The organism is Paenibacillus diazotrophicus, from assembly GCF_042610465.1.
The window spans coordinates 69,835-96,006 of sequence record NZ_JBGJZN010000008.1 but is presented as its reverse complement, the minus strand read 5'-3'; the positions used below and the strand labels follow the sequence as shown (position 1 = coordinate 96,006).

Genomic DNA, 26,172 nt, shown 5'->3' with positions numbered 1-26,172 from the left:
AAATGCACCCTGGAGCAAGTACCAGGGCACATTCCATTCATCATTCCTTATTCCACTGCTGCGTTGGCTTCCTCTTGAACCTTTTGCAGAGCCTCGCCCATTTTTTCAGGTGTCGTCTGACCGCCGATCAGCTTTTGAATCTGAATATTGCTTATTTCGGTAGTTACATCTGCCTGTACCAGAGAGTCGAAGGCCGGAAAGGAAGATTCGGAGCTATTCAGAACAGCTACAATTTCACTCATCAGATCATCCGTGATATTTTTATTTAATACTGCCTGATCAATCTTCATCGCTGGCAGCACCCCGTCTTCAACCAATCCGCGCAGTTGCATTTCCTCATTGTACATATTTTTGATAAAAGACTTCACTGCCGCTAGCTGCCGTTCATCCTCACCAGCAGAAGCAGAGAACCCATAACCATTATTCACGTCACGCATCAATGCCGTCTGATCGCCGGCTCCTCCATCTACAGGCGGAATATTGAAGAAGCCAACCTTGCCAATTAATCCTTCACCGGATTGACCTGCCTTGAATACCGAGGATTTCCATGTGCCGTCATACATCAGAATCGCTTCACCGCTGGTGAACTGGGTAGTATATTCAGCATATTCGAAACCAAGCTCGCCTTTTTTGAAGTAACCTTTATCTTCCCATTCCTTATACTTGGCAAAACCCTTAATTACATTTGGATCACTCCATTTGGCTTCACCGGTAGCAAACTTAGCTGTAATATCCGGTCCGGCATAACGGGACCAGAGATGGTTAGCTAACATTAGTGGTACCCAGCCCGCCTTGGAAGCTCCCGCCAGCGGCACTTTGCCGTCGGCTTTGATATCTGCCAGCTGTTGTTCTAATTCTGCGAAAGTTGTAGGAGCCTTCCAGCCCTTGCTCGCATAATATTCTTTATTATAGAAGAAACCTTCACCTGAGCCACCGATCGGAAGCCCATATATTTTACCTTCATACGTAAAAGGATCAAGATTTGAGAATTTGTCTTTGATGCCCAGTTCTTCAAGGATCGGTGTGAGATCGAGCAATTTACCTTCTTTGGCATATATTTTAGAGTCAGGGCTACCGAAAAGGTCAAAAATCTCAGGCGGATTCCCCGCTGCCATTTCACCGCGCAGCTTTTCCTTACGGTTAACATCAGAGTCCACACCATCCAGCTTAAAAGTGAGTCCCGGTACTTCCGCCTGTACTTTCCCTACGACATCCTCCAGAATAGCCAAGCGTTTCTGTTTATCGGCACCTACCTGAGTATGACGAATGGTCATTTCAAAAGGTTCGCTGCTGGCCGGTTCCTCGGTAGCAGGCGCGTTCGTAGCATTCGTAGTATTGGTAGCGGCCGCATCATCTTTACTACCTGAAGAATTATTGTTGTTGCTGCAGCCAGCCATTATTGCCGAACTAACAAACAACAGGGACAATAGCAATGTTACACTTTTTTTCATTATGGGTGACCCTCCCTATGTTGATTTCCCTTACATTTCTTATTATAGAAAACATGTTTTGGAACTGTAAGGTTAAGATTCATCCACTATAGGGATAAAAACCTCTTATGTAAGCGAAACCATGATAATTCACATACAATACATGTCATGAAATATAACTTAAGATGAATACCTCACTCCAGTTCATTTTACACAAAAAAACCGTACCAACAGTAATTGCACTATTGGAACGGCTTTGATATGGCGAATCCTTAGACCAAGGCGGTTTGCTTGCGGCCTTCTTCAATCAAACGGTAGGCGCGTTGAACTTCTTCTTCTGTGGGTGAAGGTACTCCTTCAAGCTCATATGGTCTTCCAAGAACTTCCCATTTATAGATACCCATCTGATGATACGGGAGAATTTCGAATTTTTCGACACCATTCAATGTGCCGATAAAGCGTCCCAAATTGATCAAATCCTCTTCACGGTCATGAATACCCGGCACATAAACATGGCGAATCCACATCTTGCGGTTATGGTCAGACAGCCAGCGGGCCAGCTTCAGCGTACGTTCATTGGACTTTCCGGTAAGTTTGATATGCGCTTCATCATCAATATGCTTAAGATCAAGCAAGACCAGGTCCGTCTGTTCGAGCAAATCATTGATTTTGTCGCCTTCATTGTATCCGTTAGTATCAAGTGTGGTATGCAAATTCCAGCGTTTCTTCACTTCGGTGAACAGCTGCTTGACAAAATGTGCCTGCAAAGTCGGTTCACCGCCAGATACGGTCAAACCGCCACCGGAGGAGCGATAATAATTTAAGTAAGGCTCAATTTCGGCTAAAACCTCTTCAATACTCATTTCTCTGCCTTCATTCAGACCCCAAGTATCGGGATTGTGGCAGTATTGACATTTCAAGAGACAGCCCTGCATGAATAAGACAAAACGAATACCTGGCCCGTCAACGGTTCCGAAGGTTTCTAAGGAGTGTATATGTCCATTAGCCATATGATGTCATCCTTTCGAAAATTTAAAATTTTAATTAATTTTGAACAAGAGATTACCGCCCTTGAGACAAGGGCGGTATCACCTTGCAGCTATTTCACTGTATACCTAGAGCTCAAGCAAATGCTTGTATATTACATTGCACCATGGAATGTACGGTTGATAACATCCATTTGTTGTTCACGAGTCAGCTTGATGAAGTTAACAGCATAGCCGGATACGCGGATAGTCAATTGTGGATAGTTCTCTGGGTGCTCCATAGCATCCAGCAATTGTTCGCGGGCAAATACGTTAACGTTCAGGTGGTGACCTTTGCTTGCGAAGTATCCATCAAGCATCGATACCAGGTTGGATTTGCGTCCTTCTTCTTCTTTACCCAGTGCTTTTGGCACGATGGAGAAGGTGTTAGAGATACCATCCAAGCTATCTTCGTACGGCAGTTTAGCTACGGAACTCAAGGAAGCCAAAGCGCCTTTCTTATCACGTCCGTGCATTGGGTTAGCACCTGGAGCGAATGGTTCGCCTTTTTTACGTCCATCAGGAGTAGTACCAGTCTTTTTACCATACACTACGTTAGAAGTAATCGTCAGGATCGATTGAGTTGGCAGAGCATCACGGTAAGCGTGGTGTTTGCGGATCATCGTCATGAATGATTCAACCAGTTCAACTGCAATGTTATCAACGGAATCGTCGTTGTTACCATAGCAAGGGAATTCGCCTTCGATTTCGAAGTCGATCGCAATGCCTTCTTCGTTACGGATTGGTTTAACTTTAGCATATTTAATAGCGCTCAGGGAGTCAGTCGCAACGGACAGACCAGCAATACCACAAGCCATAGTCCGCAGGATATCACGGTCATGCAGAGCCATTTCAATACGTTCGTAAGAATATTTATCATGCATGTAGTGGATAACATTCAGAGTGTTCATGTAAGTCTTAGCCAACCACTCCATCATAGGTTTGAAGCGTTTCATTACTTCTTCATAATCCAGTACATCAGAAGTGATGCGTGGCAGTTCAGGACCTACCTGTACGCCGGACTTTTCATCCACACCACCGTTGATAGCATACAGCAAAGCTTTTGCCAGGTTGGCACGTGCTCCGAAGAACTGCATTTGCTTACCGATACGCATTGCAGATACGCAGCAAGCGATACCGTAGTCATCACCGTAGATTGGACGCATCAAATCGTCATTTTCATATTGAATTGAGCTAGTTTCGATGGAAACCTTAGCACAGTATTTTTTGAAGCCTTCTGGCAATTTTTCAGACCACAGTACAGTCAGGTTTGGTTCTGGAGCTGGTCCCAGGTTGTACAGGGTGTGCAGGAAACGGAAGCTGTTCTTAGTTACGCGGGTCGTTCCGTCTACAGACATACCACCAATAGACTCAGTAACCCAAGTTGGGTCTCCACTGAACAGTTCATTATAGTCAGGAGTACGCAAGAACTTAACGATACGAAGTTTCATGATGAAATGGTCAGTCAGTTCCTGTGCTTGTTCTTCAGTCAATGTTCCTTCTGCAAGGTCACGTTCTACATAGATATCAAGGAAAGAGGATACGCGTCCGAGGGACATTGCCGCACCGTTTTGTTCTTTGATAGCAGCCAGGTAACCGAAGTACACCCATTGGAAAGCTTCTTTAGCATTGTTTGCAGGTTTGGAAATATCCATTCCATGCATTTCAGCCATCTTCTTCAATTCGCCAAGTGCACGAATCTGCTCGGAAATTTCTTCACGAAGACGAATAACACTTTCAGTCATGGAATCAACTTCAAGGTTGTTAAGGTCTTGTTTCTTTTCTTTGATCAGGAAGTCAATACCGTAAAGAGCTACACGACGGTAGTCACCGATAATACGGCCACGGCCATAAGCATCAGGAAGACCAGTGATGATACCCGCTTTACGAACTGCTCTCATTTCAGAGGTATATGCATCAAATACGCCTTGGTTATGCGTTTTGCGGATGTTCGTAAACATTTCAACAATATTTTGCGGAAGCTCGAAGCCATAAGCTTTGGTGGCATCGATCATCATCTTAATTCCGCCAAACGGTTGAATTGAACGTTTAAAAGGCGCATCTGTCTGAACGCCAACAATTTGTTCTTTGTCTTTGTCAATATAACCAGGGTTGTGGGATACAATAGTGGATACAGTGTTAACGTCCACATCCAACACACCACCATTAGCAATTTCTTGCTTGGTCATTTCAGAAACGATTTTCCAAAGTTCAGTAGTATTGTAAGTAGGACCTGCAAGGAAATCTTCCTTGCCAAGATAAGGCTTGATGTTCTTCTCGATAAAATCATTAACGTTTACTTTTCTGGACCATTTGCCTTTTGCAAAACCGCGCCATCCAGACTTAACCTCTTGTACATCTTTTTCAATCACCGACATGCTAAATCCCTCCATTTATATTTAGTATATTTGTAGAGATCGCGGGCTTGAAGGTTAATCCCGTGTCTCGTGATCCCAAAAAGATCTGGTTGTTATAAAATTCACAATTGCATCTTCATAACAGGGACCGTTATTTATATAAACATTTTAGTTTATTTTCTGAAAAAGGACTGTGACAAATATCACTCTTTCGGTGATATTTGTCACTTCCATCCAGTCCCAGATTATCCTACAAACTCATTTTTTGATATACAACCGGCAATTAGTTATCGAATCTGCCGTAGAAAGCATTACGGTATACATCAGCAAGTTCACTAACCAGCGGCAGCTTAGGATTGGCAGTGGTGCATTGGTCTTCGAATGCACGGTCAGCCAAGTAGTCTACGCGGGATTCGAAATCCTTAGGATCGAAACCAAGTGCTTGGAACGACTCTTCAATGCCGAGTTTTTTGTTCATGTCGCGGATTGCATTGATCAGGCTTGTTACGCCTTCTTCAGTAGTGCGTGCTGGCAATCCCAGAATGCGTGCGATTTCGGCATAACGTTCGTCAGCTACAAAGTGCGAATATTTAGGGAACGAAGCGAACTTTGTAGGTTTTTTAGCGTTGTAGCGAATAACGTGCGGCATCAGAATGGCGTTGGTGCGGCCGTGAGCGGTGTGGTACTGTCCGCCCCATTTGTGCGCCAAGCTGTGGTTGATACCCAGGAATGCGTTGGCAAATGCCATACCAGCAAGCGTAGATGCGTTGTGCATTTTTTCGCGAGCAAGTTTGTCGCCTTGCAATGCTGATTTTTCAAGGTATTGGAACACCAATTGGATAGCTTTGATAGCCAGACCATCCGAATAATCACTTGCCATTACGGATACGTATGCTTCGATAGCGTGAGTCAATACGTCCATACCTGTATCAGCTACAGCTGTTTTTGGCAAGCTGTATACAAACTCAGGATCGATGATAGCTACGTCTGGTGTCAGCTCATAGTCAGCCAATGGATATTTCGTGTTATTTGCAGTTGTTTTGTCAGTGATAACCGCGAAAGAAGTTACTTCCGAACCAGTACCCGAAGTAGTTGGAATCGCTACAAATTTCGCTTTGTTACCAAGCTTAGGGAATTTGTATACGCGTTTGCGGATATCCATGAATTTCTGTTTCAAACCGTTAAAGTCAGCGTCTGGGTGTTCGTAGAACAACCACATGCCTTTGGCAGCATCCATTGGGGAACCGCCACCGAGTGCGATGATGCAGTCCGGTTGGAATCTGTTCATCATTGCAGTACCTTTTTCTACAGTAGTAGTCGATGGATCTGGTTCAACTTCCGAGAACACTTCGATCGCTACTGGAGTCTGGCGTTGACGCAGGTAATGCTCAACTCTTTCTACATAGCCCAGTTTAACCATCATTGGGTCAGTGATAATTGCTACCCGTGTGATGTCAGGCATTTTAGCCAGGTACTGAGTGGATCCTTTTTCGAAGTAAATTTTGTCAGGTACTTTAAACCATTGCATATTCACGGTACGACGGTTCACCCTTTTCACGTTGATCAGATTAATGGCAGTTACGTTCTGCGATACAGAGTTGCGGCCGTAAGATCCGCAGCCCAGAGTCAGTGAAGGGATATTCGTATTGTAGATATCGCCGATTGCGCCATGTGTGGAAGGCGAATTGACGAGAATACGTCCGGTTTGCAGACGGTGCGAGAACTTCATAATAACTTCTTCATTGTTGGAGTGAATGGCCGAGCTGTGACCCATACCGCCAAATTCAACAATCTGTGCTGCACGTTCGATACCCTGGTCTGCGTTTTTAACTTTGTAGCAAGCAAGAACCGGGCTCAATTTTTCAGCGGACAGCGGATATTTAGTACCTACACCTTCAAGTTCAGCAACCAGAATCTTAGTGCCGGCAGGAACTTGAATTCCGCACATTTCAGCAATTTTCACTGCGGATTGACCTACGATAGCAGGGTTTACTGCGCATTTTTCGACGTTCATTGCGCCGCTTGTCAGCTTGGCAGCTTCTTCTTTATTAACAAAGTAGCAGCCATTAGCGATCATTTTCTTTTTCACTTGGTCAAAAATTGCTTCTTCAATGATAACCGCTTGCTCGGAAGCACAGATCATACCATTGTCGAATGTTTTGGAAAGGATAATGTCGGTTACTGCCTGATCGATATCAGCACTCTTCTCAATGAAGGCAGGTACGTTACCAGGGCCTACGCCGAGAGCTGGTTTGCCACAGCTGTAAGCTGCTTTGACCATTGCCGAACCGCCTGTTGCCAGGATTAGTGCAACGTCCGGATTGTTCATCAGTGCGTTTGTTTTGTCCATTGTAGGAAGTTCGATCCATTGAATGCAGTTTTCAGGAGCACCAGCTTTTACAGCTGCGTCATGAAGAATCTTAGCTGCTGCAGCGCTACACTCTTGCGCAGATGGATGGAAACCGAATATAATAGGGTTACGTGTCTTAGCGGCGATCAATGCTTTAAACATCGTGGTGGATGTTGGGTTGGTTACCGGTGTGATACCCATTACGATTCCGACTGGTTCAGCAATCTTCTGGAAACTTTCGTATTGATTGTCTTCAACTACGCCTACTGTCTTATCATACTTAATGCCGTGCCAGATATATTCTGTTGCGAAGATGTTCTTCGTAATTTTGTCTTCGTAGACGCCGCGGCCTGTTTCTTCAACAGCCAGCTTTGCCAAGTACATATGCTTGTCGAGTCCTGCCAACGCCATTGCATGAACGATTGTGTTAACCTGCTCTTGATCCAGCTCCATGTAAGCCTCTTGAGCTTTCTTTGCTTTATCCACCAAAGCCTGAATATACTCTTCAGCGGTGGTTTGTTTCACTTGGGCGGCGACTTCGTTTTTAACTGCCATCTCCCTCGTCCTCCTGTCAATTTTTAGGTTGTTTTTCTCTACACATTTATCTTATCACATCCTTTACGGGTTGTATAGTGAAATCTTTCACAAAGTATAAAGTTTTTTTTGATTTGTTTTCAAAGCGCTTTCATTCGATCATATTAAGGTTATACTTACATATTATGTTTATAATCAGCGCTATTTTTGTCGTTTATGTGAACGTGAATTTTTTCACTTGACATATTTCACTGTAATACTGCTTTTCTTGTTGTTACTCCTCTATCTTATCTCTATCCATCTTCAGGGTTTCACCTCCGTTATGTACAGATCGTTGGTTCACCAGTCTGTCTTTGTGAAATTTATATTCTATAGTAAGGAACTGAGGTGAAAATAAAAAATAGAGACTGTCATCGGACAGTCCCCTCACAAGATTATCTAGCACAATATAATATTAGGATTCATTCGGGTCAGTTCTTGTTCAACAACTCTGTAACGATGATAGGCTATTGTGCAGCTTAGAGAGTTCTGGCTGCTCACAGGATCGAAATAAGCAACCTTGAAGGTCCTGTCTAGACATGCCACGTTAGCGATGTTGACCGCTGTTCCCCGATCTACGATGCTAAAAATGCATCCGGTGCTGTTAAGCGCGTTCACCCAGTACCGCAAGGGTCCCATGATGTAGTATACGCCTTCCCTCGTATGTACCAGGATAGACTGTGATTCGTTGGAATTGCATTTAAGAAACAGGATGTGTTCGAAGTAAACAGCGATGATCCCGGTAGATCCGTCAGCGGTTGCGGTAACGGATAACGTTCGCAATGGAATCAACCTGCCTTCTTATTTATTTTTTTAACAGTTCAGCGGGAATATTGCCTTTGAAAAAAAACAAAAAGCTGTTTGTGCTTACAGCAGCACTTGCAACCTTGGTCAGTACATTTGCAACCAGATTCATGATCTCACCACCTTTCCCAGCACCAGTGTAATGCTCTGGGCCAAAAAGCTGAACGCCAGAGCAGGTGACAATATCAGAAAGTTGAAGGCGACAAGCACTATCGCTGCCAGCTTCATATATGGATAGTATTTGGAGGGTATCGTTGATTGCTGGCTAATACCGACCGGTGCAAAAATACAGATGATAATGATAGCTGCTGCTGTTGCCGTAATAATCCAAAACTGCCCCAGTGAAAGAAGCGAAATACCTGTAAAAAGCAAGGTGGAAGCTATAGCGCATCGTAGATTGGATCTCAGATGCATACCTCCGGTCAACTGGCGAAGAATAGCAAACGAGATCAGTGTAATAACCACATCTACCGTCCGTCCGTTATATAGGGATATGCCCAGTGTCGCTGCGACAATAAATAACAGGTTGAGCATCATGGAAATGGCAAATGTAAAAACTTCAACAGAAGAAGGATGATCTGGTACAGAGCGTTTTAAAGTTACAGCCATTCTTGCCGCAAGCATTTCAATCATTCATTTTCTCCTTTTTCATGGAATAGTACATTAAGAATACAAAAGCGCTGGGAAAAAAAAGAAGACACCAGCTAGTCTCATTTTTGTACATAATGAGTGAAAACAGCAGTAAAAATAGCAAAATCCATCCAATCATTAGTACAACCTCCCAACGGGAGCGTAGCTTTTCAAAATCAAATGTAAACCCTATGCCGAATTTATAAAGAAACCATGCTAGAGCCATACTGACAAAGCCGGATATGAATTGCCCATAATATTCATTAAGCAATGAAGTTTGTGAATGAGAAATAGAGCCAAATAGGAAGAGGATCAAAGTAAGCTGGATCATACTAAAGGCAAGATAGCCGGATATCACTATAATCGATGACCAGATAAGAGGTACTTTAATGATCGCAGTCAGCAAAAAGATAAAAATCAGCATGTTTACCAGCGGTACCAGATAGCCTATATCAAAATTATTCCTAAGTACAAAGCTCTCGAGGTTCATCAGCAAAATTGTAAATAGTGCAGGCCATATATAATCCGTCGGCCTTAACCTGAAGAACGACATCATCATGGCAAAAATCCCAACCCCCTCAATAGTCGAGAAGAATATAAATCCCGCCGGACCCCATGACAAAAAGCATCACCGCCTTGCAATTTATCGCCTTTTATTTTCCATTATATTGAATTTTATCCCATTAGTATAGTTAATTTTTGGAAATCACAAAGTATAGAACCAAAATAAAAAAGCCTTCCATAGAACCGCATCGGCCCATGAAAAGCTTCTTCTGTTAAAACTATTTGCAATACCCTTGTAAATCCAGCCAGGAGGCACATGCCTTCGTCCAGCTTCGGGTATGAGGCTCATCGCCTGCCAGACCAAGCCCATGTTCTCCATGCGCATATATATGAAGATCGAACGGAATATGATGACGGCTTAACGCTGCGGCAAATCGGAGGCTGTTCTCCACCGGCACTGCCTCATCGTCCGAGGTATGCCACAAGAACGCTGGCGGTGTTGCTGCCGTTACCTGAAGCTCACTGCTGAGCCGTTCTTCAAGCTCCGGATCAGGATGGCTTCCCAACTGATTTTCTTTTGAACCTTGGTGAGTAACACCTTCAGCCATAGATATTACCGGATAACACAAGATCAGCAGATCAGGGCGGCAGGACTGTCGTTCCATAGGGTCTATAGCATCTTCATCACCTTTATCGAATAATACACCAGCAGCAGAAGCTAAATGTCCCCCTGCCGAAAATCCCAGAATGCCCAATCTGCCAGAATCAATTCCGAACTCGTCTGCATGGTGCCGGATCATCCGGAGCGCGCGCTGTGCATCCAGTAATGCATGTGGATAACCATAAGGTGCTACACGGTAACGCAGCACAAAGGCTGATATTCCCAGCGAGTTCAACCATTCTGCAACCGGCCCGCCTTCATGGTCCGCCCGCATAGCATAGGCCCCGCCCGGACAGACGATCACAGCAGCATTCTTATCACCTTCCACCAGATAAGGCGTAATCGCCGGACAATCCTCATCACTTGTTCCCTGTGCCCCTGGTGCCCCCTCAGGCCATAATAATAAAGTCTCCATACTCATCCCTCAAGCTTTCCTCATTATGATAGAATCATTCAGGAAATCGCTTTCTTTCCCTGCAACAAGTCTATCAAGGTCTTACCATTCATGCAATCCTGGGGTTGATCCTAAAAAATCAATGTTCGCTAAAAAAGAAAATAACAGCAGCACCCATTATCTGTCCATAATAGGTGACTACTGCTATAATAGTGAGTGATTAATGCTTTTGATCCCTATTTCAGCTCAAAAGAATATTAAATCTCACACCTTTGAAGTGAAAATTATCACAATGTTAAAAAATCGACACTTTTTAACGAAAATTATCACCCATAAAGAGGAATTTCAAGGTATAATTAATTTAAAATTTACTGAAAAACTGAGGGAATAAAGGGGATATCGATTATGATAAAGGAACATTATAATGTTATCGAGGCCCACGGCAATACAAACTGTTTCTCCGAACAGAACTTTAACCGGCTTCTGGTTACAATGAAAGAGCGTATGGTACCTGAGGGCTCTCATTTGTTCTGGGAAGGTGACTACTCGGATAAATTGTTTTATATCAAACGTGGACGTGTGAAGCTTACCAAATCTACTGACGAAGGCAAAGAACTCATTCTGTATATGTATCAGGCAGGGGATATGGTAGGTCAGGCAGATCCTTTCTTCAGCACCAAGCACAGCTTCACCGCTGAAGTGATTGAAGAAAGCGAAGTTGGCGTTATCGAGCAGAAGGATCTGGAGATTCTTATCTGCCAGCATTGTGATTTTGCCATCGACTTTATGAAATGGATGGGTATCCATCACCGTCTCACACAGACGAAATTCCGTGATCTGATGATGTACGGCAAGCCTGGCGCACTCTGCTCCACCCTGATTCGACTGGGCAATACCTATGGCGAGAAGACCGGGGACAGCATTCTGATCAACAAAAAAATTACGCATACGGATCTCTCCAACATGATCGGCGCAACCCGTGAGAGCGTCAACCGGATGCTGAGCGATCTGCGTAAAAAAGATGCTGTGGAATATGAGAATGGCATGATTGTGATTAAGGATCTGTCGATGCTTCAAGACATCTGCCACTGTGAATTGTGTCCTAACGAAATTTGCCGCATTTAATTTCCTAATACTAATACCCTCTATTCACCTCAATGAATCATATATGACCCGGAGAATTCGCATAAATTAATAGAGTGGTCAAAGACGCCCTGTCCGGCGTCTTTTTTTCTTACCAGGGCAGTTTCCCGCTATTCATACAAATTTCGTGCCAGGTTCATTTAATTCACTCATGCAAAAAAGCCCTGCAGTCATTGACCACAGGGCTCTCTAAGAATCTAGCTGACTTGCTTTTTCGTCTTATTAATAACACCAGTCCGTGCAGCCCGCACCGGGGAGATCATCCAGTACGCCATGCCGACAAACACACCGCCGCCGATAATATTACCCAAGGTAACTGGAATCATGTTGTGCATCCATCCGGCTAGGGTGATGGTCTCTGGGTGGTTAGGCAGGAGCAGGGCTACGCTCAGCAGCGTCATATTCGCAACACTATGCTCATAGCCACTTGCTATGAATGCGAACAAACACCACCAGATCAGCACTAGCTTAGCTGTCTCACTTTTGGCACGGGAGGACATCCACAGTGCCAGACAGACTAGCCAGTTACAGAGAATACCGCGGAAAAACAGCTCAGAGAACGGCAGGCTCATTTTTTTAGCCGCTGCTGTAAAAATCAGATGTTCAGCCGGAGCGGCTGAAAATAATCCTGTCCCCCGGATCAGCAATGCCAGAATCACCGCACCGGCAACATTCCCGATAAATACGAGAACCCAATTCTTAACCGTATCCCATACACTGGTTCTTCCCGCAAGTGTGCTTACAGTGAAAAACATATTGTTCCCGGTGAACAGCTCCGAGCCCGCGAAGACTACCAGTGTCAGGGCTATCCCGAAGGACATACCCATAATCAGCGGCTGAAAAGGAGATTTCACTGCTGCCAGTGGCGCCCCGAGCGAAAAAATCAGAATAATACCAATGCCTACATAGGCTCCAGCCAGCAATGCGGCAAGAAAGTATTTCGGCAGACTTTCATTCATCTTATCCCGTTTGGATACTGCCGTCTCTACGATATTCTCTACACTTTGCGTAAACACACGTCCACCCCGCCATTCTCCAAATAATTATTTATTCATCCAATATATTTACAGGCTGACCTTTACAATACCGCCGTCCAGTAGAACCGGATAGACCTTCACCTGACCATGGTCTGGGGCTTGCACTTCGCCGCTTCGCAGGTCAATTTTCCAGTCATACAATGGATCGTACAGATAGTAGCCGGAGACGATCCCTTCAGCCAGCGGACCGCCTTTGGGATGCGGACTGCGATTCTCCAGGGCATAAACGGCCCCATCCGAGGTACGGAAAATGGCTAATTCAATCTCACCGGTGGTAACAACCCGGCCGATCTGCAGCAGGAACTCTTCCACCGTGCCTACAGCATATTCTTGTGTAGTGGTTTGCATTAAGCTCTCTCCTCTCATAGTGGGTATAGGTCAGACTCTTGCCTGCTCAAAAAGTGCGGTACGTGTCTCCTGGTCATCCAACATTTTTTTCCAGGGATCCGAAACCTGTGCCAGGGCAAAATCTATACGTGCAGCAAGCTCTTTACGTTGCTCTTCGTTCTCCAGAATCACCTTCTGAATCTGCTCAAGTCCCATGCGTTCCACCCACTCGGAAGTCCGTTCCAGGTAGTTGCCGGTTTCACGGTAATACTGCATGACTGCGGAGCAGACCTCTACCAGTTCCTCATCAGTTTTCACCTTGCAGAAGGCGTCAGCAATACGCGGCTTGATTCCGCCGTTACCGCCAATGAAGATCTCCCATCCTCCATCGTTACCGACGATGCCGATATCCTTTGTGCAGGATTCTGCACAGTTGCGCGGGCAGCCGTTGACTGCCATTTTGAACTTGGCTGGAAAATCAAGGCGCTCGTATTTGCGTTCAAGCATTGCTCCCATTCCCATCGAATCCTGTGTGCCAAAACGGCAGAACTGCGAGCCTACACAGGTCTTCACGGTACGCAGGGATTTTGCGTAGGCATAGCCGGATGGCATGTCCAGCTCCTCCCACACCTTGGGCACATCTTCTTTTTTGATGCCGATTAAGTCCAGACGCTGTCCGCCGGTGACCTTCACAACCTTAACATCATATTTCAAAGAGACATCAGCTATCCGTTTCAGATCCTCCGGTGTCGTAACACCGCCATACATACGAGGTACAACTGTAAAGGTACCATCTTTCTGGATGTTCGCACTCATCCGTTCGTTGACAAAACGGGATTCCTTCTCATCCTCATGAGTGTCAGGATAGATCATGCCAAGATAATAGTTCACTGCCGGACGACATTTGGAGCAGCCTTCGGCTTGCTTCCAGTCCAGTACATTCATGACTTCTTTGGTTGTCTTCAGCCCTTTAGAGGTGATTTCGGCTACGATCTCGTCCCTGCTCAGGGTGGTGCAGCCGCAGATTCCCTGCTTGGCGCTCTGCTGGAAGCTGTCCCCAAGGACAAATTGCAGGATTTGTTCCACTACAGGTTTACAGCCGCCGCAGGAACGGGTAGCCCCGGTGCAGGCCTTGATCTCATCCACAGTGGTGAATCCATTCTCCGTTACGGCATCGACAATGGCTTTTTTAGTCACACCGTTACAGCCGCAGACGATCTCTTCATCGGCCATCGTTTCCACCGACAAGCCCTTTTTGGCTCCGCCTCCACCGCAGCAACCAGTACCCATAACTTCGCCGTAGATCTCATCCGTCATTTCCGAACCCTGCTTCACCAGCTTCTGCAGATTGGCTGATTCCGTGACATCGCCGAAGAGTACGGCCCCAACAATGGTATTATTCTTGAGCAGAATCTTCTTGTAGGTCCGTTTCCATTCATCTTTGGAAGAGATGACGGTATGTTCTGGAGTTTCCGTGAACTCACCGGCAGAGAAGACATCCACTCCGGAAATTTTCAGCTTGGTGGCTACGACAGAACCTTCATACGGCTGAGTCGGCACATTGCACAGATGTTTGGCCAGCACCATCCCCTGCTCGAACAGCGGTGCTACCAGACCGTAACAGGTCCCTCTGTGTTCCGTACATTCACCAACGGAATATACACCTGGCATCGAGGTTTGCAGATAATCATCGACAACAATCCCGCGATTCACCGTAATACCGCTTTCTTTGGCAAGCTGAGTATTCGGCTTAATTCCTACTGCCATCACTACAAAATCTGCCGCCAGCTCTGTTCCGTCACTGAAGCGTAATCCGTTCACACGTTCTTCTCCGGTCAGCTCTACAGTCTGCTTACCCATAGCAAACTTCACACCCTGACGGGCCAGTTCCGCCTGAAGCATGGAGGAAGCTGTATGATCCAGCTGACGCTCCATCAGATCCTCCAGCAAATGTACAACCGTAACATCCATACCGAGATTCACAAGTCCCTTAGCCGCTTCCAGTCCCAGGAGTCCGCCCCCGATAACCGCTGCCGTACGGTACTGCTTCGCTGCTGCAAGCATCGCATCGCAATCCGCGATATCGCGGAAGCCGACTACACCTTCCTTGTCGCTTCCCGGTACAGGTAGAATGAACGAGTTCGAGCCTGTGGCGATTATGGCTTTGTCATAGGCAACTGACAGCCCATTATCCGTGATAATCTGCCGGGATGCTTCATCAATACGGATAACAGTAGTTCCTGTATGCAAAGTAATATGATGATCCGCGTACCACTGGCGGTCATTCAGGACAATATCCTCCATCGTCTTGCTGCCTTCCAGAACATATGACAGCATAATGCGATTGTAATTGGGATGTGGCTCACTTCCGAATACAGTAATATCATAAGCGCCGCCAAGCTTCAAAATCTGCTCGATTGTGCCTACCCCTGCCATACCGTTACCTATGAGTACTAGTTTTTCTCTCTCCACTGTCACTGTAATGACCTCCTTCAAGCTCTGAACTTCCTCACAACATACTTTATAGTGAAATTATACTGTTTAAATTTGAAAGGGATTTGTGATTGTAATCACATTATTTGTGAAGTATTTCACATAATTTCTTAACTGCTTCCCCATACGTTTGGATACAAAAAAATCGCCATTTCCCCTATGTCGTAAAACTAGGGAAAATGGCGAAGTGATCTTAAATTTAACGCAGTACCAGCTCAACCTCCAGAGTATCCTGGGGTCTAAGCTTCATATCAATCCCGGTGTCCAGCAATTGCTTCCCATTAACCTTCAGCGTCCATGCCTCCTTACTGAGCGGCTTGTACTCCATGATGCTGATTATTGTTTTATTGTCCTCGGAGAGCTGTACCATTCCGCTGGTCTGCAGCACACCCCGGACAGACAACTCTCTGGAATAAGGCAGCACGTAAGAATGCGTCATCTGTGGCTGCTCACTGCCACCGTTCACCGTGAAAATAACCGGCTGCAGCTCGGCCCCGCTTGCTGCTGGGATTGCTTCAGCAACAATGCTATCCACGCGGTCAACGCGGGTGTTCCAATCCGTTATTTTTTTGCCGTTCAATTCAATCTCCCAGACCCATTCCGGGCTTAAAGATACTTTGTTGACTGCCAGGATATTGTAGCCGTCATCCGCAAAGGTGACTACCCCACTTCTCTTAAACAGTTCAATAAGCGTCAATCCTTCTGTATAGGCCTCGCTTAGCTGCCTGCCCGAGCTTGAGGCAAGCTCACTGTTGCCGACCAGAACCGAAAGCGCCGGTCCGGCATTACCGGTTCCTGCATTGCTGCCATCGGTCTGGGACTCCAGAACTGAAGAGCAACTGCTCAAAGCTGCCATGATCATCATTCCCAGCAAAATACGCCACACCCACTTCGCGGACATTCCCGGCACCGCCTTCTCCCGCCAGCTTCCAGCCTTCTACTGCTGCTCAGACAGGTCTTGATTATGTACATAGTCTTTTTAAGAATAACGTAAATGGGTGCGGTTCTCAAATATTCCTGGTCCCAGCCCATAAAAAAAGTCCCCGAAGGGACTTGTAAAACCGATAATCCTCTATTGGTAACGCAGGAAGAGAATGTTGTTCTCCAGATGCACGTGCTCAAAGGTCATTCCCTCCAGCTCCTCAAGCCGGGCATAAGTGAGACGGTAGGTGGTGCAGGCATGCTCCGGCGGGGTGAAGTCCCCAGTAACTCTCCGCAACTCGCGCAAAATGTTTCCCGCCCCGTCATGCTCTTCTTCCAGTGAATGCAGAAGTCCGCGCAGTTCAGTCAACCCTTCTTCGCTTGGATTCTTATCATAGGCCAGCATTTTGGGGAATTCGCTCTCTTCTTCCTTAGCTGTGTGCTCCAGCAATTCTTCACGCAGCGTATGGAATAAGCGGTAAACCTCAGCCAGGTGCGGAGAATCTTCACCATGAACGCGGAAGACCTTCGTTACATTCTGGGCGATAAGCGGTAACTCTTCGCGCAAATATCTGTGATGCTTGTTAATAATATAATCTACCAGTTCTTCCGAAGACGCTTCATTCCAGGCCGTATCTTCTTCAAGCACCGGATGTTCGGCATATAGTTTGTTCAGATCCTGAATAACTGCATCCGTATCCAGTCCTTTTTCGGCAGCTACCTCTGCCAATGGTTTCGCGCCTCCGCAGCAAAAGTCAATCCGCTGTGCCTTAAAGTAATCGGCTGATTTGGGGAATTGCAGGACGATATCTCTCACCATGGCTTCACCGGTGAAATGAATGGATGGATCTGTCATTGTATTGTTAAATTGTTTGGCCGTCATAAGGGGCCCTCCCTTGGGTTGTTGGTATAGGTTTCTTGTACCTCTATACCTTAACGCCAGCAGGGGAGACAGTTTGTGATTGTACGCACTGAATATAAAAAATTTTAATGAACTGGTGGAACTAGGAATGCCTACAGTACATACAGTCCGTAAGGGCCCAAAGGAAGGACAGTAGAATCATTGCACCGTGGCCCGCATATACGTCCGCTTGCCCTGCGCATCCTTCAGATATGGTCCCAGCCCCGCAAAACGTGAGTGGTCCACATAGACCCCAGTCATCCACCGTCCTTCAGTCAGGCCTCCATTCCACTGGAGCACCAAATCGGGAGCGGCGATCCATTCCTGATACACCCGGATATTTGACTCCTGGTATACTTTGCAGCGTTTGCCATTCTGGACCAGAGGATGATTGCTTAGATAAGTCGGTACGAAGTACGTGGAGATCGTATCCAGATCCGCCTCATCCAGAAAAGAATCCTCACCCAAATAGGGCTGGAAGAGTAGCGTACTTTCATACATCGACCAGATCACTGCCTGCAGCACCATACTTTGGCGGATGCCATTATGGAAGGTAAACCTGCGGGGATTGCCAGATGATAGAATAGCCGGACCAGCTGAGGGCTCAAGACAATGGCGCTCACAGCCGATACATTTCCAGCCAGCTGGGCTTTGTATCCACTTTTGAAAAACACTTCCGCTATCGTTATCCCCCTTGTATAAAGAGGAGATGATGTCATAAGGTACCCCAATCCATGCGTTCCACAAGGTATCGGGAAGATGGCCGTGAAGCATGAACAACACTTTGTCGTAAATAAGCTGCACTCTGATCGAAGCACTCTCCAATTCGGCGACATCTTTTTTTCCATAGGTTATTTCCCGGGAAAACAAGGTGGTTGTCATCTTCCTCGCCTCCTAAAAATTGTTTTAACATAGCTTCCTGAATTCACTTCGGACAAAAACTCACATCGAAAGCATATTCTTTATTTTGTTAGCGTTACCATAATTATAGAAATCGCTAGGCAAAATACAGCAATGGCAAGGGGAGGGGCAGCAACTTTTTTCTATTATATTATATTCTGCCGCCTTACGTGCAATTTATTTGCAATTTAAAATGAAAAAGCCCCTCTCTCCATCAGGAAAAAGGGGCAGCTACAGGGTGTAAGGGCAGGGTCTACTCGACCCAGCTCTCCGCCCAAGACTGAATCTGCTGCATGACCGGCTCCAGCGCACGGCCTTTGGTTGTCAGTTCATACTCGATGCGTACGGGTGTTTCCGGGTACACATGGCGTACCAGAATCCCTTCACACTCCAGGTCCTTCATTCGTTCGGACAACATCTTATCGCTCATTGACGGGATCAAACCGGAAATATCTTTGAAACGCTTGGGTCCGCTCATCAATGTCTGAATAATAAGTCCATTCCAACGTTTACCTAAGAATGAGAAGGCCGATTCGAATCGAGGGCACATCGTCAGCTGATGTTCTTCCATTATTCTCACCTCTCACTATTAAAACTTACAATAAGTTAGTATATATAATTTTAACACATTTATAACACATTGAACATCGTTTGGCAAAAAAAAGTTCATTCGCCCGTATCTTGCTGCGGTTTCCTGCTGGCTATAGCCTCAGTCACCACATAAGCAAGGTCATCATTGCTATATAAAGACAGGACTCCAAGCACCGTATCGTCGGAGATAAAGCCAGCTTCATCCATAGGTACAGTCAGTGACAGCGCGTGGCTTAGTGCTGCATTCCCTTCTTGCTGCGGATAAGCCTGAAGATACAGCGCATGCGGGTCCAGCTTGTTATTCACACACCATTGGGCAAAAACCAGGATCATCATTTCTTCATCCCGCTTGTAGCTCTCTATGATCTGCTCTTCCGTTGATTTGCGGTAATCCTCCATGTGGTTCCTCCTTTCTACTCCATAGTCAGTCGGTAAGCTTCGCCGCCAGCTCATGACTGGACAGGAGCGCTGATGCCGCAATGCCGCATTGCTCGGGTGTGTCCAAGCTGCTCAAAAAATGATTCACCACACCGCTAAATCCACGCCGCTCCAGCACTGTATCCCAGCTTCCAAAATTCTGCGTACGCGGCAATGTGCCTTTCTCATATAAGGTTGCCCGTTCCATGTCCACAACTTCCACAGATCTGCCGTTACCGTGCAGTTCCAGCTTCTCCATATCTGCCCCGGCTTCACGCACCATGCTGTACATTCCGGTCACACCGTTATTCCAGCCCAGAATCCCAGAGGCTTGAAGTAGCCGTCCAGATTCGTCGGACTGCAGATGGCCCCGCAGCAGTTCGGCATCCCCGCCGCATAACCAGAGCAGCAGATCCAGCATATGGATCAGATCATCATGAACGGTCTCACGGCTGCTGCCGGCTTGCAGCTTGGTCCGGTGCTTGAAGGCGTGACAAGCGCTGATGCCGCCTGCTTTCTCCAGCCAGGCTTTGGCCGCCGTATACATCGGTGCGTAGCGCCGGTTGAACCCTACGCCCAGCAGCAATCCCTGATCTTCGGCAAATCCGGCCATCCGCCGGGATTCCTCCAGATCATAGGACAGCGGCTTGTCCACATACACCGAAACTCCATGACTCAAGCATTTCATTACAATATCATAATGCGTAGGGGTAGGGCTATGCACAAATACTACATCCGGCTCCCACGACAAAAGCTCATTCAGATCCGTAGTGCCTCTAGGGAACCGGTAGGAATGAACTGCTCCCTGTACGGTGGCCGGCGAATGGCTAAGCACACCGACTACCTCCGCATGATCATGACGGGAAAGCAGAGGCAGATAGACTTTTCGGGCGATATCACCGAGGCCAACCAGCGCCACTCTTTTGCGTTCTGTACTTTTCATAGGCGTATCTCCCTTGGCTGTAAGGTTTTCCTTTTCCTTTTAGACGTATTATATCGTGACAAGTCGCGGTGACCAATGATCTTTGCTTCATTAAATACTAATTATTCAGTATGATGAGAGGAATGAACGGAAGAAAGGGCATAATAGAATGAGAAAATGGCTGACTGTACTGCTGTATGTTTCGGGAATATTCCTTACGTTTATCTACAGATATGACATTCTGGCCTGGCTAAGGCAGGATCATAATCTGTTATTGGGCTTTGGTGCCGCTACTGTGCTGGCAATGTTCCCCCCGGTGCCTTATAAGCTGATTATTGGAATTTACGGGTATGCCTATGGAAGTCTGACTGCGGCCGTGATGTGCTGGAGTGCCTCTACTCTGGCAGGAGCGATCATCTACGGTATTGTTCAATATATGTTCCAGGAAAAGGCCAGAACCTATTTGGCCTCAGTACCTGCCCTGGATAAATTCACAGCTGCCGTACAGCGCCGGCCTTTTGCAGCGGTGGTGCTGGCCCGGCTGGCACCTGTCGTTCCGCAGATGGGGGTAAATATCTATGCCGGCGCTGCCGGGCTACCCTTTTGGAGCTATCTGGCAGCATCCGGACTTGGCAAAATCCCTGCAATTGCTTTATACGCTTTTCTCGGCGGACAGATGCTCCAGCATCCGCGAAGTGCGTGGATAGCTATACTGGCATATGTGGCTGTACTGGCGTTAGCCATTTTATCGCTGCGCCCACGATCCTTCAGTTCGAAGAAAGACTGAGCCGCCAGCTGGCAGGCGGTTCTTTTTTGTTTTATAATTACATTGTGATCTATTTAATTGCAATCTATGAATGGAGGGATATACATGAGTGATGTTCAATCTGACAATATAAGCAGTAAAACTGAAAAAGCCACGTTTGCCGGGGGCTGTTTCTGGTGCATGGTATCTCCTTTTGAAGATCTGCCAGGGATTGTTGAGATCGTCTCAGGTTATACGGGCGGACATACGGTTAACCCGACCTATGAAGAGGTTTGTTCGGAAACCACAGGACATGTTGAAGCGGTCCAGATTACATTTCAACCCGATATTTTTCCATACACCAAACTGCTGGAGCTGTTCTGGCAGCAGATTGACCCTACGGACGCAGGGGGGCAATTCTATGACCGGGGCACTTCATACGGAACTGCCATTTTCACCCATTCCGAAGAGCAGCGGGAACAGGCTGAGGCTTCCAAGGCGGAACTGCAGGCTAGCGGACGTTTCTCTGCTCCCATTGTGACGCCGATTCTTCCGGCCAAGCCTTTTTATCGGGCTGAAGAGTACCATCAAGGGTATCACCATAAGAATCCTGGTCACTATAAGCGTTACCGCAAAGGCTCCGGCCGTGATGCTTTTATCGAGGACCACTGGAAGCACAAGGAAGAGAAGCAGAGCCTCAAGGAACGTCTGACTCCGCTACAATATGAAGTGACCCAAAACAATGCAACCGAATCCCCTTTCCGCAACGAATTCTGGGATCATCACGGGGATGGCATCTATGTAGACATCGTATCCGGTGAACCGCTGTTCAGCTCCCGGGATAAATTCGACTCCGACTGCGGCTGGCCCAGCTTCACCCGTCCGATCCGTGACTATTCAGTCAAAGAGAAAACAGATCTCAGTCATCTGATGATCCGCACCGAGGTTCGCAGCAAAACAGCCGATTCCCATCTGGGACATGTATTTAATGACGGCCCCGGACCAAGTGGTCTGCGCTACTGCATTAATTCAGCGGCCCTGCGTTTTGTTCCGAAAGAAGATTTGGAAAAAGAAGGCTACGGCGAATATCGTGTACTGTTCCAGCATGCTTAAATAGCGGTGGTAATGTCCGCACAGCTTCATATCAACATCACAAAGCCTCCAAACCCGCGAACAGCGGTGTTGGAGGCTTTATTTTCTTCTACCACAATACTACTCCGGCTTGTTCTCATCCAGCTCATCTGCATCATGTATAGGTGCCGCATTCCCGGGGGTCTGTTGAGACAGCATCTGATTCTGCTCCCGATTGACCTGACGGATACGCTCTATTGTCTCATCATCCCGTGACTTGTTTTTTTTGCGGACCCAGAGCACAATCACCACAACGACAGCAGCAATTATCAATACAGGAAGCGCCGCTGCAAGGAATACGAAGAGCCATTGAAACATCACCGACAGCGCATGCAGGCTGCTCTGAAGCGCATCCGAAGCCCGGTCCATTAACGGCCCTTTTTCTTGGGTCTTGGCAATATTCAGACTCTCATCGGTCTGGTACAGGCGAAGCTCAACCGTTGAGAAGGACACATTCTGGTTAATATAGCGCATTCTGCCCTTGATGGTCTCAATTTCTTCCTGTATGGCTCCAAGCTGATTCGCAAAAGCTACAAGGTCGGCAGATTTCGTCGCTTTTTTCATAAACTCGATATATTGGCTCTCCATCAACTGCTTGGCTTTGAGGCGTGACTCCAGATCCACATACTCCTCTGAGACGTCCTGACCCTGGATTTTATGCTGTAACTTCTCATTTTTAATTTTCTCTAATTGGTCCAGAAAGGAAGAAAATCCGGAAGCCGGCACCTTCAGAATGAAGGTTCCCCCCTGCTCATATTCGGATGTGTTCTCCGAAAATTCAACAATGTAGCCGTTTGCGAGCGTCACCATATTACGCACTTCTGTCTGCGCCTTCGCATAGTCTGTTACTTCCATCGCTAGGCTGGCGTGATAGATCAGCTTCTTGTTCAGTCCGCCCACAACGTCGCTACCCGTAAACCCGGCTGCCCCTGCCGCTGCCCGATCTGCATCCGCGCTGTTAACCGCCGAGCTTCCGCCACCGGCAACCGCAGCTTTATTCGCGGCTGGAGCTTCGGCTTCAGTGGATGCGGCTTGATCTACTGGCCCGCCATCAGCTGAAGTGTTCTGGTTCGAAGTGCTATCCAAGCTTTCTACTGTGCTGGCATTGTCTGACTTCAATTCTGTTTTCGCAGAATCATTGTTGCCCCCAGCCCCGCACCCCGCTACAATCACAGCAAACATCAATAACCCCAATAAAAAATTCAGATAATGCAGACCCCTTGTACGCATGCTCATTCCTCCAAAAAGTGTAGTGGAATTCCTGCTTCTGTTATACAGGTTGCAATCAGCGAAGCGCTCTTTATCTGTAGGCATCTTTCGCGTTATAGTTAATGACGTTCCAAAAGCTGGAAGGTTGCAGGAAAACGGCATTTTTTCCAATTGAATGGCGTTTTATTGGTTACGGGCGCTTCGTTACTATCTGCAATGAAGGTGTCTCTAAAGGCAAGAAACACAAAAAGACCCTGTATTCACAAGGAATAAGGGTCAAGGTCTGCCGAAGTCTAAGAATAGTTATCCGTTGGTTTGGTTCCGCACATTGCCTGCAGCTAGCACCATGTTGCGAAGTGCCGCCTCGGTCTCCTCCCAGCCGCGTGTCTTCAGCCCGCAGTCAGGATTAATCCAGAATTGCCCGGCATCCAGCACACGCAGTGCCCGCTCAATATTCTGAGTCATCTCCTTTACTTCAGGAACACGCGGACTATGGATATCATAGACCCCCAGTCCAATTCCTTTATCATAATCATGATCTTCAAAAGCTGTTATCAGCTCTCCATGGCTGCGGGAAGTCTCAATGGAGATCACATCCGCATCCATGGCTGAGATGGCTCCGATCATGTCATTAAATTCGCTATAGCACATGTGGGTATGAACCTGCGTAGTATCCTTCACATGATTCGTAGCCACGCGGAAGGAACGAACAGCCCAATTCAAATAATGTTCATGGTCTTCCGCCTTCAGCGGCAGCCCTTCACGAATGGCCGGTTCATCCACCTGAATCATCTCGATCCCTGCATCCTCCAGCGCCTGCACCTCATGGCGGAGGGCAAGGGCAATTTGCTTGGCGACCTCTTCGCGGCTAAGATCATCGCGGACGAACGACCAGTTCAGAATGGTTACCGGTCCAGTCAGCATGCCTTTTACCGGCAGCTTCGTCAGGGACTGGGCATACACGCTTTCTTTGACGGTCATCGGCTGAATAAAAGCAACATCCGCATAGATGACCGGGGGCTTCACGCAGCGTGAGCCGTAAGATTGCACCCAACCGTTCTGGGTGAACAGGTAGCCGCCCAGCTTCTCACCGAAAAACTCGACCATGTCCGTACGTTCAAACTCACCATGCACCAGTACATCCAGACCAAGCTCCTCCTGCAGCGTAATCGCTTCGGCGATTTGGCGGCGCACAAACGTATCATAGCGCTCCTCATTCCATACCCCTTTGCGCCATTTGAGACGCGCCTGACGAACCTCAGCAGTCTGTGGAAAACTGCCGATGGTAGTAGTCGGAAGCAGAGGTAATTGCCATTTCTCCTGCTGCAGCTTCACACGTTCTGCAAAGGGCAGACTCCGGCTGTCCGGCAGCGTATCCAGACGGCGAACCTGTTCCGCCACGTCCTGGCGTCCGCGCTCGGGAAGAGCGCGGAAGACAGCAAGCGCTTCCCGGCTCTCTGCAAGCCCCGCCGCAGCTGTTCCGCTGTCTCCACCTGCAGCTGCTGCGAGCAGCTGCAGCTCTCCCAGCTTCTCATCTGCGAAGGCAAGCGCCTGTTTCACAGCAGGCCTCAGTTTCCCTTCGCTCTGAACCGTTACCGGAACATGGAGCAGGCTGGAGGATGGCTGAAGAATCAGCCGGTCCAGCGGTACATGGAGAGCCAGCTTTTCAACCAGCACGAGCTTGGCATCAGGGTCAGCGCGCCAGATGCTGCGCCCGTCAATAATACCTGCGCATAGCCATTTATCTTCCGGCCAACCCAGTTGTCTGATGGCTTCCAGATTTGCGCCGCCATCGTGGACAAAGTCAAGGCCAATTGCCTGTACTGGTAATTCAAGCAGAACTTCCAAAGGTTCGGCCGCTTCAAAATAAGTCTGCAAGATCAGCTTCAAACCGGGGACTGCAGCGGAAATCTCGCCATAAATGCTCTTCAGCAAGGCAATGTCTCCTGCATCCAGTCCGATCACGACGGCCGGTTCATCGATCTGTACCCAGGTCACACCCTCCTGCTGCAGCTCCTGCAGGAGTTGAATATATACCGGCAGGAAGCGAGCGGCAACCTCCCCGATGTCCGCAGCCGGAAATCCCTTGGACAGCTTGAGGAAGGTATACAATCCGACAATAACCGGCTTACCTTCAATACCTGCGTGCGATTTGGCGAACCGGTAGGCGGTCAGTGGTTTATTCTCAGTCAGCCGGGGCGTGTGGCTACCGATCTCCGGCACGATATAATGGTAATTCGTATTAAACCATTTGGTCATCTCGCAGGCCGGCGCGGCAGCATTGCCGCGTGCCATGGCGAAATACAGATCGAGCGGGACGGTTCCGCCGTCATAATCATAACGCGGTGGCACAATGCCGAACATGACCGCTGTATCCAGCACATGATCGTAGAAAGTGAAGTCATTCACCGGGATCAGGTCAATGCCTGCCTGTTGCTGCGACTGCAGATGCTGAAGCTGAATATCCGCCATGGCAGCATGGAACTCCTGCTCGCCTATTTTACCGGACCAGTAAGCCTCCAGCGTTTTTTTCCATTCACGATTTTTGCCGATTCTCGGGTACCCCAGATTACTGGTGATTATTTTAGTTGTCATTAAGATCTGCTCCTCATCTGTCGTTATTGGTTGTTTGTTCTAGTATTCGCATCTCATGTCGTTAATCTGAAGCCATCATACTGTACCCTTTTTGCCGACTGCAACAGATTCC

General features: G+C 47.4%; 23 protein-coding genes. 3 read left to right on the top strand and 20 right to left on the bottom strand.

Features of this window, described 5'->3' with window-relative positions; translation table 11 throughout:
• Positions 1-47: 47 nt before the first annotated feature.
• The 9 genes from ACAN54_RS24925 to ACAN54_RS24885 all read right to left on the bottom strand — a co-directional run bounded on the left by ACAN54_RS24925 (position 48) and on the right by ACAN54_RS24885 (position 10,749).
• Positions 48-1,451: an extracellular solute-binding protein gene (locus ACAN54_RS24925; RefSeq protein ID WP_379161852.1), complete on the bottom strand. Its 1,404-nt coding sequence runs from the start codon at positions 1,449-1,451 to the stop codon at positions 48-50.
• A 251-nt stretch (positions 1,452-1,702) separates the two neighbouring features.
• Positions 1,703-2,440: a pyruvate formate-lyase-activating protein gene (gene pflA / locus ACAN54_RS24920; RefSeq protein WP_379161849.1), complete on the bottom strand. Its 738-nt coding sequence runs from the start codon at positions 2,438-2,440 to the stop codon at positions 1,703-1,705.
• 131 nt (positions 2,441-2,571) lie between these two features.
• Entirely contained in the window at positions 2,572-4,833 is a 2,262-nt protein-coding gene (pflB, locus tag ACAN54_RS24915) for a formate C-acetyltransferase (RefSeq protein WP_379161846.1), read from the bottom strand.
• A 262-nt stretch (positions 4,834-5,095) separates the two neighbouring features.
• Positions 5,096-7,717: a bifunctional acetaldehyde-CoA/alcohol dehydrogenase gene (gene adhE / locus ACAN54_RS24910; protein WP_379161843.1), complete on the bottom strand. Its 2,622-nt coding sequence runs from the start codon at positions 7,715-7,717 to the stop codon at positions 5,096-5,098.
• A gap of 417 nt (positions 7,718-8,134) precedes the next feature.
• Positions 8,135-8,527, bottom strand: a complete 393-nt coding sequence (locus ACAN54_RS24905; protein ID WP_379161839.1) for a hypothetical protein — start codon at positions 8,525-8,527, stop codon at positions 8,135-8,137.
• Between the two features lie 13 nt (positions 8,528-8,540).
• Entirely contained in the window at positions 8,541-8,651 is a 111-nt protein-coding gene (locus ACAN54_RS24900) for an AgrD family cyclic lactone autoinducer peptide (RefSeq protein ID WP_379161836.1), read from the bottom strand.
• A complete protein-coding gene (locus ACAN54_RS24895) occupies positions 8,648-9,172 on the bottom strand; it encodes an accessory gene regulator ArgB-like protein (protein ID WP_379161833.1) in 525 nt (174 codons plus the stop codon). The genes ACAN54_RS24900 and ACAN54_RS24895 overlap by 4 nt, the downstream gene beginning before the upstream one ends.
• Entirely contained in the window at positions 9,165-9,791 is a 627-nt protein-coding gene (locus ACAN54_RS24890; protein WP_379161830.1) for a hypothetical protein, read from the bottom strand. Before ACAN54_RS24890 ends, ACAN54_RS24895 begins: the two co-directional genes overlap by 8 nt.
• A gap of 160 nt (positions 9,792-9,951) precedes the next feature.
• Positions 9,952-10,749, bottom strand: coding sequence for an alpha/beta hydrolase (locus ACAN54_RS24885; RefSeq protein WP_379161827.1), 798 nt, complete (start codon positions 10,747-10,749; stop codon positions 9,952-9,954).
• A gap of 384 nt (positions 10,750-11,133) precedes the next feature.
• Here ACAN54_RS24885 and ACAN54_RS24880 point away from each other — a divergent pair, with 384 nt between their 5' ends.
• Entirely contained in the window at positions 11,134-11,853 is a 720-nt protein-coding gene (locus ACAN54_RS24880; RefSeq protein WP_379161824.1) for a Crp/Fnr family transcriptional regulator, read from the top strand.
• A gap of 215 nt (positions 11,854-12,068) precedes the next feature.
• Here ACAN54_RS24880 and ACAN54_RS24875 read toward each other — a convergent pair whose 3' ends face one another.
• The 9 genes from ACAN54_RS24875 to ACAN54_RS24835 all read right to left on the bottom strand — a co-directional run bounded on the left by ACAN54_RS24875 (position 12,069) and on the right by ACAN54_RS24835 (position 20,401).
• Entirely contained in the window at positions 12,069-12,887 is an 819-nt protein-coding gene (locus tag ACAN54_RS24875; RefSeq protein WP_379161820.1) for a formate/nitrite transporter family protein, read from the bottom strand.
• A 48-nt stretch (positions 12,888-12,935) separates the two neighbouring features.
• On the bottom strand, positions 12,936-13,256 hold the full coding sequence (nirD, locus tag ACAN54_RS24870; RefSeq protein ID WP_379161817.1) for a nitrite reductase small subunit NirD: 321 nt from the start codon (positions 13,254-13,256) through the stop codon (positions 12,936-12,938).
• Between the two features lie 30 nt (positions 13,257-13,286).
• Positions 13,287-15,713, bottom strand: coding sequence for a nitrite reductase large subunit NirB (nirB, locus tag ACAN54_RS24865; RefSeq protein WP_379161814.1), 2,427 nt, complete (start codon positions 15,711-15,713; stop codon positions 13,287-13,289).
• Between the two features lie 214 nt (positions 15,714-15,927).
• On the bottom strand, positions 15,928-16,629 hold the full coding sequence (locus ACAN54_RS24860) for a hypothetical protein (RefSeq protein ID WP_379161811.1): 702 nt from the start codon (positions 16,627-16,629) through the stop codon (positions 15,928-15,930).
• Positions 16,630-16,800: 171 nt separating this feature from the next.
• Entirely contained in the window at positions 16,801-17,532 is a 732-nt protein-coding gene (gene ric, locus ACAN54_RS24855) for an iron-sulfur cluster repair di-iron protein (RefSeq protein WP_379161808.1), read from the bottom strand.
• Between the two features lie 177 nt (positions 17,533-17,709).
• Positions 17,710-18,432 (bottom strand): hypothetical protein, encoded by a 723-nt coding sequence (locus ACAN54_RS24850; RefSeq protein ID WP_379161805.1) that lies wholly within the window; start codon positions 18,430-18,432, stop codon positions 17,710-17,712.
• A gap of 271 nt (positions 18,433-18,703) precedes the next feature.
• Entirely contained in the window at positions 18,704-19,021 is a 318-nt protein-coding gene (locus ACAN54_RS24845) for a winged helix-turn-helix transcriptional regulator (protein ID WP_025702950.1), read from the bottom strand.
• A 95-nt stretch (positions 19,022-19,116) separates the two neighbouring features.
• Positions 19,117-19,440 (bottom strand): hypothetical protein, encoded by a 324-nt coding sequence (locus ACAN54_RS24840; RefSeq protein ID WP_379161801.1) that lies wholly within the window; start codon positions 19,438-19,440, stop codon positions 19,117-19,119.
• 25 nt (positions 19,441-19,465) lie between these two features.
• Positions 19,466-20,401 (bottom strand): Gfo/Idh/MocA family protein, encoded by a 936-nt coding sequence (locus ACAN54_RS24835; protein ID WP_379161799.1) that lies wholly within the window; start codon positions 20,399-20,401, stop codon positions 19,466-19,468.
• Between the two features lie 148 nt (positions 20,402-20,549).
• Between ACAN54_RS24835 and ACAN54_RS24830 the strand changes: the two genes are divergently transcribed.
• Positions 20,550-21,167, top strand: a complete 618-nt coding sequence (locus ACAN54_RS24830) for a TVP38/TMEM64 family protein (RefSeq protein WP_379161795.1) — start codon at positions 20,550-20,552, stop codon at positions 21,165-21,167.
• An 84-nt stretch (positions 21,168-21,251) separates the two neighbouring features.
• Positions 21,252-22,238: a peptide-methionine (S)-S-oxide reductase MsrA gene (gene msrA / locus ACAN54_RS24825; protein ID WP_379161791.1), complete on the top strand. Its 987-nt coding sequence runs from the start codon at positions 21,252-21,254 to the stop codon at positions 22,236-22,238.
• Positions 22,239-22,337: 99 nt separating this feature from the next.
• On the opposite strand, the gene ACAN54_RS24820 is transcribed toward msrA, so the two are convergent.
• Positions 22,338-23,486, bottom strand: a complete 1,149-nt coding sequence (locus ACAN54_RS24820; RefSeq protein ID WP_379161788.1) for a DUF4349 domain-containing protein — start codon at positions 23,484-23,486, stop codon at positions 22,338-22,340.
• Between the two features lie 282 nt (positions 23,487-23,768).
• Entirely contained in the window at positions 23,769-26,060 is a 2,292-nt protein-coding gene (metE, locus tag ACAN54_RS24815) for a 5-methyltetrahydropteroyltriglutamate--homocysteine S-methyltransferase (RefSeq protein ID WP_379161785.1), read from the bottom strand.
• Between the last annotated feature and the right edge of the window lie 112 nt (positions 26,061-26,172).